The sequence below is a fragment of the Dysgonomonas sp. ZJ279 genome (genome assembly GCF_011039205.1).
Classification (GTDB): Bacteria; Bacteroidota; Bacteroidia; order Bacteroidales; family Dysgonomonadaceae; genus Dysgonomonas.
Genome location: NZ_JAAKEL010000034.1, coordinates 1 through 13,203, shown reverse-complemented (window position 1 = coordinate 13,203; position 13,203 = coordinate 1). Strand labels below are relative to the sequence as shown.

The window sequence follows — 13,203 nt, the reverse complement described above, 5'->3', positions numbered from 1 at the left end:
GCGGATTATCAACCCTATTAACGTGATTAGAGATTGCCAGCAACGAATTTAAGCGCGTAAGGCTCGACCATGCAATCGCGCCAGTTCCCGACCCGAATTGACAAAAACGGCTAAACTGTACATTTCTGTTTTCACCATCTTTGAATTTTAGAGGTGTTGTCGTTTGACGAATCATAAAAGTAGTCTGTGTTCCGGTCGATGATGATAAGAATGGTAATAATTCACCATTAACAATGACCCACCCATCAGTAACATTCGTGCCGGAAACAACACATCCAGATAAGATAACATTACCACCGGCATGGGAGACTAAACCTTTAACAATATCGGTATATGCTTCTTGCATATACTGGAGTCTGGCTTGATTAAAAGGAAATCCAGCCAGTTGACTAAAATCAAAACCTTTATGTATCATTTTTTATCTATTTTATATGTTTTACTAGCTAACTTGTACATGTCTATTATTGCTTTCATTTCAGCATCATTATATTGTAGATCGAGAGGTACATTTACAATAAAGTCTACACTTTCGGATCCGGATTCCTGTTCTGTAAAAAGATAAAGGTCTTCTCCACCTTCACCATCTATAAAAAGGTCTAGTTCTTCATCTTGAGTGAATATATATACCTGGTCGAAAAAATTACCATTACTTATATATATACGCCGTTGACTTGAATCAAACCGATCATTCAGAACTTTCTCCAGATAACATATTTGTCCTGTTATACCTAGGTGATAAATATTAGCAGACCTATTTTGCATAAAGAGATTATGTAGCCGGCTTATTGGAGATGTTAATACCCTTAAAAAAGCCATTATCAAGTCCTTTCGGAAAACTACAGGCAGTAGCTGCTGTATCAGCCTTATATAATTTATATTAAAGTATTTCATTGTAATATTTCACTTTGAGGTATATAATTTATTATTAGATTGGCATCATCTATACGCAGATAACCGGAATAAGGTTGATATTTTACACTGATATTCAACCAGTCCAACGCTCCATATTTATACCAGGCTGATACAACATGAGGAATAACCACGCCATCTACTTGCTGTAAAGCGTCAGTTAAAAAAGCAAGAACCAACTCACCATTAAAGGGTAAAATTCTTAGATAGGCGCGAACAGCATCTCCTACAGGAGTCATGGAAGTACCGTCTAGGCGGTGACCTTGTGAGTTTAGAACCAATGGGTTGTAATATATATCCAGTGCCAGCTTTAGCTGATCGGCTTTTTCACTTATGCTTTCTACATCGACACCGGCATATCGAAACCGTTCTATAAACTCGTCCAGTGCTGTTTTCTCGTCTTTGCTAAGTGGCTCCAGGTCGTTACCATTCGATTTAGCAGTTTTAATAATCAGCTTTTTATCACGTTCTACAACCGCTGAATGTGCCACGATCTTACTCTGTGTTATTTCTTGATCTGTACGCCCGGTATTATCAAACAGATCAGAATCGGGCAATAAATTAAATCCAAATTGAAAAGACCTAACCATATTAGCGTACCATCGGGTTGTACCTGGTTTAAGATTTCCAATTATATTATTTACTTCTATCCGGTGAAGGTCAAAAAGCTTTTCAAGCGTCCATATAGCAGATGCCACATGATAAAACAGAGTAGCCTCAAGTGATGAAGGTGAGAACTGATCGCTAAAGGTTTTATTATCTTCAAGTCCATAAAACACTTTAATTATACTGATAGAAATAAAACTATCTGTAATCTCATTATATATTTCGTTTATTGTTCTAGCCATATTAACTAACTATAAAATCATATTCAATGTACCAATACTCTATACCTTCCTGGAGTAATCCTTTATCTTCTGTAGCTGGGATAAGACCTTTTACATAAAAGAAATCAGTTATTTGTCGTTCTATTATGTCCGGATCCACAAGCTCCTGTCCCGGTTCCAAATAATCGGTAATACTCAAGTCGTTTTTTACAGCCAGATCGAAAATCCCTTCTATGGATCCGGATGCCTGAATAGCGACATCTATTAATGTCTGATTATCCTTTACTTTAATCATACCCGCCAATTATTACAAGTTTACCTTCAGGGTTAAATCCACATAAATTAACTGTTTGACCATCATCGCGAAGATTTACACGAACTTCGCGAAGTAGTAGAGAAGGCTCATCATCATCCAGGAATGAAGCAATACCAACACCAAGTAAAAGAGAGGGTTTAATTTCTCCTTTTTCGGATGTTAGAATAGTACGTTGGTTTTGATTTGTCACATCACCTATTACCAAACCACCTGTTATCAATCCATTTGAATCACGTCTGACATCGATTGCAATGTCGCCGGTATCATTTAATAATATGCCTGTACTCCTGTTTGCCATCAGTGTTTAATCTTTTTATTTTCAATGCCGGAAAAATTTTCTTTATCAGTCAACTTCTCCAGGTTTGCTACTATTGTTGTTTGCAGTGCAGCACCTCCATCGCTCGCACCTGGCACACCACTCTTAATAGCTGTTATTATCCCATCAACACGCGCTGTTAGTTTTGCCAACTGGGTAACAAGTTCCGGTGTGATCGATAGACCACCATTTTTACCACCATCGATAATAACACTTTCCAGATCTGACCACATCTCAATAAATAACTCATCAGAGTTACCAATTCGACTTACAATAACCGATGATCCGGACGCTGGTGTAATAATTATCCCGGCTTTAGCTTCAGAGAGTGAAGCGCGTTTACGAACACCGGGATAAAGCGTACCGTTCAAATCTTTGACATCTACAAAATCCTTATCAGGATAGTTGTTTACAACGTTAGCGATGAATGTACTTTCACCTTTATCACTAAGGTTCTTTAAACCTCTTAATACTTGTTGTTCGATTGTCATATCTTTATAGTAAATTCAACGGTTCGACGTCCACCACTCTTGTCGGCTTTTACTTTTGTCGAGGTTATATAATACGTACCATCACGTTCAGCATATTTAGGGTCACTCAACTCACCTTTCATACCTGGTTTAGCAAATGGCTGTAAAAAAGTCGTTATCTTACCTTCATATCCTGAATACCGGTATTTCTTTATTTCTTCTTTTGCCAGCTTCTCCAGTTCGCTTTTACTGGATACATTATAGAAAAACAAGGTTCTCAAACTTCCTTTAGGATCACCCACTTCAGCTTCAATTTTTGTATTATCCGGTTTAATCCAAACCGCTTTAATACGAAGCCTTACATCATCAGCGTTTCTGTATTTGAGATCATCATCCTTTATTGTATTCCATCCTAGCCGGTACTTTACAACACCGTGATCGATGGTATATGCTAATCCGGCATACAAGGTATTATCAGTAAAGAAAATAGTCATACCATACTTTTCTTTGACCATCTGCAATGCTTCGAGCCGTGTCATATTAGCCGGGATAATATATCTTGTAAAATTCACTTCAGGAATCTTATCATTCAGCACAATACCGGTATCTTTGATAATATACTGGACAACTTCTTTCATTGTCGTTTTAGTCCATGTTTTAGTTTCACATGGACTTCGCAATAAAAATTCGTACCCTTCGCACTCTACTTCTAAAGGAGTAGTATAGTTTAACCTGGAAATAAATCCGGTAAATTCTTTTTCAAGCTCACCATTGTAACCAAGCTTAACTACAATCTTGTCTCCTCTAGCAAAATGCTTTGCCGTTTGGACTATCTGACCATATTTGCCGTTGTTGAACTGCAACCGGGATGATGTAGGTAACTTTATTTTACAGGAAGAATTGATCTTAAACATATCAATCTCGATCTCCACTGAGTTAAAAGCCCCGAATGTCAGTTTCTTTCCATCAGCCCTTACTATCTCTATATGTCCTTCTAATTTCAAATACATTGCCTATTCGATTTTCAGTGCAAATGGTATGTCGCTCGATAAATCCATTTCAAACGCTTGTACGTTTCGCATGCCTTTTATTTCAGGAAATCTTAAAGAACGAATAACTACTTGTTCAGAAGTATCTTTCAACACTATGGCTGATCGTACATTCTGAATACCTAGAACAACGCCTAAATCATATAACTCTTTTAGTGCTGTTACATCGTCTTCAGGATAATCCATATCAATAGATACTATCAGCCCTTTTATATTTATATCCCAATCATTAACCGATATTTCCTCTTTTACAGTTCCCTGTCTGTTTACCAATGGTGTTTCTACAATTGTTTTTTTATTAGTAAATGATGAAACTGTATTTTGAAGTAGCATTTGGCTACGATCTGGTCGGATCAGCCAGATAGGTAGAAACATTTCATTACCATTGTTATTATTGGCATAATATGGAACTGATAATCGACTGTACTCACGTCTTTCAGGTACCGGATCAAAACTATATTCATCAGATGAAGTATGCTTCTTGAATATGGCATTCTCGATCATCGACTGTAAAGAGAATAAGAACGGAGGTGCCGTATATCCCCAGACACGTCTAAATATATCTGCTAAATCATGTTCATTAAATCGATATCCGTTTTCCATTATTCAAAAGCTAATCTATTGGCACTATTTAATACTTGAGCTAATGCTTGCATCATCAAAGTCTTTACTTCATCGGCACCTTGAGACATTGTAACCGGATTGATCGTTATTTGCCCTACCATTTCTTTATTTAAGATCACCGTTATGTTAGTAGGTCTAGATCCACCCCCGGCAACACCTTTAATTTTATCGCTTGGATCATAAGTAGACGTTGGTACTACAGGTGTAACCGGCTGTTGCAAAACTGTTGTCGGTGTAATGCCTGAAGGTTTATCCGGTTTGTCCGGTCTAGTTGGGAGTGGTTTATCTGGTTTGTCCGGGGTTAATGCTTTACCCTTATTGTCACTACCTTTCAGAAACCGGTAAGCACTTTCAATGCCATTAAGAATAGGCATTACAACATTGTCAAATAACCAACCCAAGCTTTCCACTAAGAAACTAACTACATCATAGAGCATACCGGCAAAAGTAGCTACAGCACTAAATATATCTTTTAATAGTTCTGACCTGGACACAAATTCACCGAGTTTCATGCCTATGTTTTTTATTACATTCCAGGTTGTTGTTAGTAAGGGTAAATAGTGGTTTCTAAACAAATCCACTATGGGTGTTAGATAAGACATCCAGACTCCTGTACTACCTGATGCCTGGTGTATCCAACCGACAATATTTTGTACGCCTGTTGTCAGTGGTGGTATTACACCTTCAATAATAGGTAAGATACTGGATGCAAAATCCAGAGCCATCGATACCAAAGGCATTAATGCAGCCCCGGCACTTATCTTAAATTCATCCCATGCACCAGATAATTGCTGAACTTTGCCGGCTGGTGTTTCAGCTATTTTACCCAGCATATTATCAAATCGACCACCTTCAGAAGTTGCTTGTTTAAATGCCTGTTGTACGGCTGCAAAAGGTATTAAACCTTTTTCCATTTGTTCCTTCAGCTGACCGATGCTTTTACCGGTTGTCTTGGATATTTGTTCAAGTGGATTAAAGCCGGCATTAACTAACTGGAGTAAATCCTGACCGGTTAATTTCCCGGCTGCTTTAATTTGTGAGAATGCCAGTGTAAGGCTTTGTAACTTATCGGTATCACCCATAGATACATCACCGAGCATTTTAAGATTATCAAGTACCTCTGTACTTTGAAATCCGAATCCCATCATTGTTTGAGCATTCTTAAAAACCTCGCTACCTAGTATTGTATCTTTTTGTAGTGATACAAGTTGCTTGGTTAATGCTCCTCCAGCCTCTTCATTGCCGGCTAATACGTTGAATGATGTTTGTATTTGTTGACGCTCAAGCCCCTTACTGATCGAATCAGAAGCGAAAGCTGTAGCAGCAGATAGTAGGGCTGTTACACCGGCAATACCGATCATACCCTTCATGCTACCACCCAGCATACCCATCATGCCACCACCGCTGTCACTTTTGCCTTTGCTCAACATACCACCGCCACCCATGCGCCCCATGTGGCTATTAGATTGGCGTTGCAGTGCTTCAAGTTCCCGACGCGCCTTTCTTATTTCACCTGGGATCCGGCTGGTTCTAATCGTATTCTCAACCTCTCTTATACGATTTTGTAACTGATCATAACTTTGCCCTAATACTTTATTATGCTTTGCCAGATCAGAAGTTACAGGCTTCACCCTGTTAAGGGTTTGGTGAGCTTGCATACCCACCTTATTCATCCCTTTGGCAGTAGAATTGCTAACTTGAGATACAGTTTGTTGCATACTATGAGCAGCCCGGCTTGCCTGAGCAAACACAGGAGACAACATGTCCCTGGCTCTTAATATATATTCAACATCATTCATCTGTTAGCTTTATTGTTTTGCTCCTTCTCTTTTTCCCGGATATAATGTAATTGAGCGTACTTTGCAGCCCATTGTTCATTTGTCAATAGCGAGGTATCAATACCTAAGTAATATTCCATCTGGGTTGTATGCAAGCCAACCCAGTCATTACCTACATTCTCAAATGCCTCGCTTAGAAGTTTTTTAGTTCAGCAGTTTCGTACTCGATCAAGTTCCCGGCTGACATACAGGCACCCACATATAGTTTATTATTTGAACGGATATCTTCTGATCCACCAATCCAACAATTAACTAACACAGCTTCACCTTTTTTATACATATCACCCATATTCATCTCAACACCATCTGTTGACCCGCCATCCATCGACATTTTAAATGATGTGTGTCGCAAGGCATAACTGATAACATTAAGATCAGGTGTTCTCACATACCCTATATGTCCACCAACTACAATACCATGAACACCTTTATTTTTTGGATCGGCTTTCCATTTATCAATTTGTGCCTGATCTACTTCTCCGATTAATTTTTCTTTAGCCATATTCTTTAATTTTTAAAAAGGACTTACTGTATTGTATCTTATACTTCCTACATACATAGGTGTAGTTATTTCCATAAAGGTTTTACCCTGTTCCATTGCTTTTTCAATCTCCTTGAAATAGACCCTTTGACATACATCTACTACAATCTTTCCACCAGGTTTATTTTTAGGGGTATAGGAATGCACAATAGTTATTGCCGGTAAACTGAAAGGATCATTACCCGGCGAGGAGGCTATAATAGCTTCCAGTTCATTCTGGAGAATTGTTATTTCACCTTCGTATGCTTTATTACCAAAGCCTTCATCAGCCGGCTCATCACCTTCAGCATAAATAGCTTCTATTTCTCGTGACTTCTTATATTTGAATCCACGAACACCGGTGACGAAACGACCACCCATAAACAATCTATATTCTGACCAACTAAATGCCATATTCTTTTACTTTTAGTTTCGTTTATAATTATTCGTTCTTAAATCCAAGAACGACACGAATAGTACTTAGATAGCCTTTAGGTACTATATCCAAATATATCTTTTGAGGATTACCGGCTAAAATATCTACTGTAGTGTCTACAGTTGCAGTAAAACGCGATATTTCGCCAGCCATAGAAGAGTTAACCTGATTCTCTATTCTATCTTTCAGGTATGCAGCTACAGAGTGGTTGAGGGTACCGTCATCATTAACCTCTACATCATCATCCAACTCTTCAATATAAGTGTTGTAGGCTATTTTTGTAGCCTTGTCAATCACTCTTATCCGAGCTATGATATTTAAGTCATCTTCAGGAGCAGTAGCAGTAAAATCACCGTTAAAGAAGTATCCTGATTTAGTTGGAAACTTACGTAAAATGATAAACTTTTTACCATGTATTGTCTCAAGATCTTCACGCATACCAACTTCAACACCATCACTCAGATAACCCGATTCAATAGGCAATGCACCATTTTTAACTCGTGATATCTTTCTTTGAACCGGTTGATTTGCGATACTTCCTAGTACCAAACCTACAGAAGCAGAACCATCGGATTTGGTTGAAGCCAGTGTAATAGCTGCTCTGTAATTACTTTCTGTACTTAAGTCTCGCAATGAATCAGCATCACCGGTAAATTTGCGACCTTCAATAACAGAGACAAATGGCATTATTCGCTTCTGATACTCTGTAGCTAATACTTGAGCTTTAATCATTGCTGAATAAACTTCACTATCTAACCCATCGAGAGTAGTTTCACCATCGGTGACACTGGTTAGCCCTAGAGCAACAATTTCACCACCGGCGGTATTTAAAATAACTCTAGCCGGGCATAAAGGAAGATCAGTATCAACAAGGTCAGAAAGCTTTGCTGTTGTTGCTGTTACTAGTATCCATAACTTTGCACCGGTACCAGCTCCAGCGTAAAATTCTGATATGTGCCTGAAGGCATCTTTATTTACGCCGGTGGAATCTATTCCAAGTGCATTGGCACCATTCGTACTGAAGATTGAATAGGCTTTGTTTAATTCAAGCTTACCCGCAATGGCAATTCCTGGTAGAATAATTCCACAAGTATTGTCGTTTGTTTCAGCTACCAGCCCTAAACCATTACGTACTAATTCTATTTCTACATTAGGTAGTCCCATTGTAATTATTTTTTATAATGTTCCAGTGAACACTTATTTTTGCGTTCGTAATCTTCAGCATAATCTTTACGGCTAAACCAATAGCCAGTATTAGGACAACGCCAGATTTCTTTTAGACTTTGAGCCTCCATGTGTTCTTTAGCTTGAGCCTTAAGATCAATTTCTTTAGATAACGATTCATCATTTGTGACCTTTTTGCTAGCTGTTTCTTCCTGATTATCGAGTAACTGATCAAGTATAGATGGTAACTTTTCAGCTACAACCTCTTCAGGTTCGGTTCCGGTTTCTGCTGGATCCGGGATAAAGTTTTCTTTTTCCTGATCACCCGGTACTGATTGTTCTACTTGAGTAACATTTTCAGCAACTTTCTTAAGTTTTGCCATATATTGAATTTGTAAAAAATTACTATTAATAATACGATTGTTATAGGAACAAGGATTCTGAATCCTTTGATTTGAATAGACTGCCAAACTGTAAGACCTACTGTTTTCTGCTCTTTCGATTTGGTTACAAGTGCCGTGTTTTCAGACTGAAAACGATACACCTCTTTTGTTAATTGCTTTATCAGAATATTGAGGCTATCACAGTTGGCAGTAAATTCTATTCCTTTATCTGTTTTTTTGACCGTTCCTGTAGCATTTCCATCTTGTGCTTGATATGAAGCCCCTACAGGAAGGTTATCTATCTGCTCCTGACTCAGTGTCATTGTCGCCGTTGTCTTTGGAGTTGTCAACACCTTCGTTGTCTTCTCTATGCGTTGAATCTCGCGGTCGGTTAGCTCGTGACTTAATAACGTTTCCTTTTCTGTTGTTTCCTTCTGGCTTCTGCAACTCAATGCGGATAGGGCAATTAGAAAGGCTACGACAGTTATACATTTTGTTAATTGCATTTTGAAGCTTATTTAAGTATTTGTTAGTAGTCTCATTCTCTTTTTGGAGCAATGCCAGGCGTTTTGTTAATGGCTCAACGACATCCTTTTGAATGACTTGTAACGCTTTTTCCAATACATCAACCTCAATTTGCTTAGTATCTACCTTCTGTCTTTTTCGGGTTGAAAAGTACGTTATTAAAGCAGCTACAACTGCTGAAAACAATTCGCCTACATATTGATCCATACTACCAGGTTATTTAAGTCCTATTTCTTTTTTCCAAAGCTGAACATTGAAAGAAGGACAAGCTTTGTTCGACACTTCATTATGTCCTATTATTTTCACATCAGGGAACCGAGAATGAAAATCCTTAACATAAACTTCAAGAGCCTTCTTTTGTGATGGTGTTCTAGTGTCACCACCTTTACCACCGGCATATACAATGTGCCTTGCTTTTGAGTTATAGCCTACAGCACCGTTGGTTATTTCCCAAGGATCTACATTTGCATCCTCATTGTTATTTACTAGCCTTTCTACCCGACCATCTAAATGTATCAAGTCAGTATATCCTACTTGTTTCCACCCATTACCACCTTTAGATACCGGCGATGTGTGCCATTGCCTGATATCATTCGCAGACACTTCGCGACCAGCTGGTGTGTCTGTACAATGGATGACTAAATATTCTAATTTGCTCATTTATGAAAATTTAAAATCGTTTACTACTTTACTCCTTATATCCGGATCCGGTGTTGGTATAAACATACCTCCCTGTTCTTTGTGGCTATCGACTGTTGTTGTGAAATCAACCCTGTACAGTATAAACCGGGTACCGTATTGTGGCTTAAATTCTGTCAATCTTACAAGTGGAGTCATTCCCGGTACTGCAAAACCTTCAAAGGTTTGAAATACATCATCCATCCGATCCAAAAGATTAATCGTTTCGTTTTCACCTTCAGCGCCATCAAAGCTATCTGTCACCAGATCGAGATATAGATATATGCTGATTACGCTATCTCCTTTTTGGTCATGTTCAAGTAAATTGCTGAAACGGATATCACCTATCTCTATAAAAATTGCCGGCAATGGTATAGGATAATTCTGTACAGGCGCGTGCATTTGATTCTTTTGCAAATCTCGGAACTTGAGATAAGGCATTCCTTTTATTGCCTGATCACGTAACGGCTTATATATCTGGCTTCGTTTCATAATCTCTTTGAAATAACCGGAACGCTATGGCACGTTCCGGAAACAAAATAAAAAACTAAACTTATGCTTTATCCATATAGATCATTGCCGAATAGCGTTGAGCGCTCATTTGGAAGTCGGATTTAAACCGATGTTGGAAACCAAATTCTTCAGCACGACCTGATGTATTTTGAGATTTTACCTTACGAAACAATTCAAACATACCACTGGCTCTGAACACGGAGGCTCTGATAAATACAAATCCAGCTGGCACGATATCATTGGTTATAATAGTTCCTTGCGGAGCTTTTATCCTATTAACTATATCATAACCGATTTTGAGTTTTTGGGTTGATTTATGAATTTTAAAACCATAGTATTCAACAATAAGAGGTTTTATTGTACCGTCATGTCCCAATCGTTCCATTTGCCCTTTTAGAATGCTATTATTGTTGACCAGATCCCACCACATATCCGAAGGTAACACCAGGTTACGCCCTTCGTCCGGGAACTCCTGATTATCACAGGCACGAGCCAATGTTACAATGTCATCTAAACACAGCACTTTTAGTCCCTCACGAGTAATTATGGTGGTGGTACCGTCTGTATTACGGGATATCCCTGTAGAACCTATCACGATACGTTTGTTACCGACTGATTCGGGCGTCAAATTATGCGCGGAGTCTTCAATTTCTTGTCTTACAATTGCATTAGCAGACTTTCTTGTATAAAATTGAACCTTTTCGAATGGTAGTGCATGTAAGAAGATATTACGTAGTTTATAGTTTTGGCTGTCATATACATCCAATGCAACTTTATGTACGGTTTCTTCAGGCTCAACGCTATCGATATCTGTTACCCTATTTTTATACACAAGAGGATCTTCTCCACCTTCAGGAAACACTAATGTTTGACCGTCCTCTACAAAAGAACTTAAGTCTTCAGCTTCTTTTAACCAGGTATCGATAGCCTGGTACTCCTCTTTCAATGAAGTAAGGAATACGATTGTTTGTGTATCCAGCACCACCGGTGGTGCAGCAATAAGCAATCCGGCTGCTGAAATAGGTTGTCCCAATACCATGAAAACACATCCCATCAGGAACAAAAGACATGTCATTACTTTTAAAAATCGTTTCATATTGAATTTTCTTTAATTAATTATACTTTTAAATGGCTTCGTGAAGCACTTCGCACGCTTCGCACGCGTTTTTTATCTACTCGTTATACAAATACACCATTGGGTGCGCTGGATGCTTGAAAATCGGCTTCAAGCTTTTTAAACTTATCCGGTTCATTCTTCTCCATCATTGACAAAGCGTGTTGATCCTTTCTGAAATAATCGTAATAAGTCCAGTTGGCACGTTCATCGGCATTACCACCACTATTGTTATTGCCATTTGATAAGCCGACTACAAAAGATTGTACACCATCTTTACCGGTTTTCATTTCAAGAACCTTTTTTGTACCATCGTAATCCAATATAGCTGCTGGACGATAGATCGACTTTTCAGCTTCAGTAATTGCAGCTCTGTCAAAATGAAGTTTAATCAATGCATCTGCATTTACTTCTGCTGAGTTTGTTTCGCTTGATGGTGAAGGTGTTTTACGAGCCTCTAGCATCGTTTTAACTTCAGTATAATCTACAAAAGCCAATTTTTTCAATGATGCTACTTCACCATCTTCTACTACACCACGATCCACATGGCGATCGACCAAATTTTCAGCAGTTAATTTTCGTTGATCATCCAATTCTTTTTGAATTTCTTCAACTGTTTTTTCTTGTGCCATCTCTTTGTTTTGAGTTAATAAATTCAATTTATATTCAGTGCCTTCAGGTGTAGAAAGTTTAACGGCGTTTTTTTGTCCTGGTACTGTAACAATGCTGATCTCCAGCAATTCACTTTTAATAAGAGTAGGGTACTTTTGATCAGGTAACAATAATTTGGTATTACTGCTAACTTCAATAGGAAGGACATGGAGACTAACTGCATTCATAAAGCCGTCTTTATACTTCCAAAACAATTTCACAGCATCCGGATCATTCGGATCAAACTCAACTGTACCTTTCAATTCCTGACCTTCTACACGTATATTCTTCCATTTACCTACAGGAATCATATCCATTGCGTGCTGTACACAACAAACCGGGTTTTTAATAAAACCGGATAAATCAATACCCGCGACCAATAAACGCCATTTGTAGCGGTTTACAGACTCATCTGTAATAATAAAATCATACTCCAGGACTTCTGGTAATTCTCTTTCTTTCTTAGCCATTACGCACTTATTTTTTGACAAAGTAAAAGAGACTAAGTCAGCCTGTCAAATTGGGTTTTAATCATTAGTAAAATACTACTAACTAATCAGTTATATGGACTTTTATTTAAAAGCCAATTTGCAACTGGCTGCTACATTTCAAACCTTTGCATATATAATTAATTATAGAAAGTATGGCACAATGGACTAAAGCAGAAAGGGAACAACGGATTCAATATGCGAAACAACTGTTTTGTAAAGTGTATAATATAATTGAAAAGTAGTCCACTAAAATAATTGAAAAGTATACCACCGGTTAAGTAAAATCCGCTAGAGCTTCTAATAAAGCCCTGCATTTTACTAACAAATATTAACATTATAAATTCCTTTGTGTATGAAACACTAACACAGAGGGTAAAAT

Annotated in this window: 20 protein-coding genes; all 20 read right to left on the bottom strand. The window is 38.1% G+C overall.

What is annotated here, in order from left to right; translation table 11 throughout:
- On the bottom strand, positions 1–415 hold a 415-nt coding region (locus G7Y57_RS17260), incomplete at its 3' end, for a hypothetical protein (RefSeq protein ID WP_221412150.1).
- Positions 412–762: a hypothetical protein gene (locus G7Y57_RS17255; RefSeq protein ID WP_165027113.1), complete on the bottom strand. Its 351-nt coding sequence runs from the start codon at positions 760–762 to the stop codon at positions 412–414. The genes G7Y57_RS17260 and G7Y57_RS17255, both read right to left, overlap by 4 nt.
- A 125-nt stretch (positions 763–887) precedes the next feature.
- On the bottom strand, positions 888–1,757 hold the full coding sequence (locus G7Y57_RS17250; protein WP_165027110.1) for a nucleotidyltransferase: 870 nt from the start codon (positions 1,755–1,757) through the stop codon (positions 888–890).
- Between the two features lies 1 nt (position 1,758).
- Complete coding sequence (locus tag G7Y57_RS17245; RefSeq protein ID WP_165027107.1) at positions 1,759–2,031, bottom strand: hypothetical protein; 273 nt, start codon at positions 2,029–2,031, stop codon at positions 1,759–1,761.
- Positions 2,024–2,350 carry a hypothetical protein gene (locus tag G7Y57_RS17240; protein ID WP_165027105.1) on the bottom strand — a complete coding sequence of 109 codons (327 nt, stop codon included), beginning with the start codon at positions 2,348–2,350 and terminating at the stop codon, positions 2,024–2,026. The genes G7Y57_RS17245 and G7Y57_RS17240 overlap by 8 nt, the downstream gene beginning before the upstream one ends.
- Positions 2,350–2,859 (bottom strand): hypothetical protein, encoded by a 510-nt coding sequence (locus G7Y57_RS17235; protein WP_165027104.1) that lies wholly within the window; start codon positions 2,857–2,859, stop codon positions 2,350–2,352. Before G7Y57_RS17235 ends, G7Y57_RS17240 begins: the two co-directional genes overlap by 1 nt.
- Positions 2,856–3,848, bottom strand: a complete 993-nt coding sequence (locus G7Y57_RS17230) for a hypothetical protein (RefSeq protein ID WP_165027102.1) — start codon at positions 3,846–3,848, stop codon at positions 2,856–2,858. Before G7Y57_RS17230 ends, G7Y57_RS17235 begins: the two co-directional genes overlap by 4 nt.
- Before the next feature lie 3 nt (positions 3,849–3,851).
- Positions 3,852–4,490, bottom strand: a complete 639-nt coding sequence (locus tag G7Y57_RS17225; RefSeq protein WP_165027100.1) for a DUF6046 domain-containing protein — start codon at positions 4,488–4,490, stop codon at positions 3,852–3,854.
- Positions 4,490–6,310: a tape measure protein gene (locus G7Y57_RS17220; protein ID WP_165027098.1), complete on the bottom strand. Its 1,821-nt coding sequence runs from the start codon at positions 6,308–6,310 to the stop codon at positions 4,490–4,492. The genes G7Y57_RS17225 and G7Y57_RS17220 overlap by 1 nt, the downstream gene beginning before the upstream one ends.
- On the bottom strand, positions 6,307–6,429 hold the full coding sequence (locus G7Y57_RS18100; protein ID WP_255491502.1) for a hypothetical protein: 123 nt from the start codon (positions 6,427–6,429) through the stop codon (positions 6,307–6,309). The genes G7Y57_RS17220 and G7Y57_RS18100 overlap by 4 nt, the downstream gene beginning before the upstream one ends.
- Before the next feature lie 53 nt (positions 6,430–6,482).
- Positions 6,483–6,851, bottom strand: a complete 369-nt coding sequence (locus G7Y57_RS17215) for a hypothetical protein (RefSeq protein WP_165027096.1) — start codon at positions 6,849–6,851, stop codon at positions 6,483–6,485.
- A gap of 12 nt (positions 6,852–6,863) precedes the next feature.
- Positions 6,864–7,283 (bottom strand): hypothetical protein, encoded by a 420-nt coding sequence (locus G7Y57_RS17210; protein WP_165027094.1) that lies wholly within the window; start codon positions 7,281–7,283, stop codon positions 6,864–6,866.
- A 28-nt stretch (positions 7,284–7,311) separates the two neighbouring features.
- A complete protein-coding gene (locus G7Y57_RS17205) occupies positions 7,312–8,469 on the bottom strand; it encodes a DUF2586 family protein (RefSeq protein ID WP_165027092.1) in 1,158 nt (385 codons plus the stop codon).
- Between the two features lie 5 nt (positions 8,470–8,474).
- Positions 8,475–8,852, bottom strand: coding sequence for a hypothetical protein (locus G7Y57_RS17200; protein WP_165027090.1), 378 nt, complete (start codon positions 8,850–8,852; stop codon positions 8,475–8,477).
- Complete coding sequence (locus G7Y57_RS17195) at positions 8,810–9,175, bottom strand: hypothetical protein (RefSeq protein WP_165027088.1); 366 nt, start codon at positions 9,173–9,175, stop codon at positions 8,810–8,812. Before G7Y57_RS17195 ends, G7Y57_RS17200 begins: the two co-directional genes overlap by 43 nt.
- Positions 9,147–9,584 (bottom strand): hypothetical protein, encoded by a 438-nt coding sequence (locus G7Y57_RS17190; RefSeq protein ID WP_165027085.1) that lies wholly within the window; start codon positions 9,582–9,584, stop codon positions 9,147–9,149. The genes G7Y57_RS17195 and G7Y57_RS17190 overlap by 29 nt, the downstream gene beginning before the upstream one ends.
- Positions 9,585–9,593: 9 nt before the next feature.
- On the bottom strand, positions 9,594–10,037 hold the full coding sequence (locus tag G7Y57_RS17185; RefSeq protein ID WP_165027082.1) for an N-acetylmuramoyl-L-alanine amidase: 444 nt from the start codon (positions 10,035–10,037) through the stop codon (positions 9,594–9,596).
- Positions 10,038–10,547, bottom strand: coding sequence for a hypothetical protein (locus tag G7Y57_RS17180; protein ID WP_165027079.1), 510 nt, complete (start codon positions 10,545–10,547; stop codon positions 10,038–10,040).
- Positions 10,548–10,608: 61 nt separating this feature from the next.
- Complete coding sequence (locus G7Y57_RS17175) at positions 10,609–11,664, bottom strand: hypothetical protein (RefSeq protein WP_165027056.1); 1,056 nt, start codon at positions 11,662–11,664, stop codon at positions 10,609–10,611.
- Between the two features lie 83 nt (positions 11,665–11,747).
- Positions 11,748–12,803, bottom strand: coding sequence for a hypothetical protein (locus G7Y57_RS17170; protein ID WP_165027053.1), 1,056 nt, complete (start codon positions 12,801–12,803; stop codon positions 11,748–11,750).
- Positions 12,804–13,203: the final 400 nt, after the last annotated feature.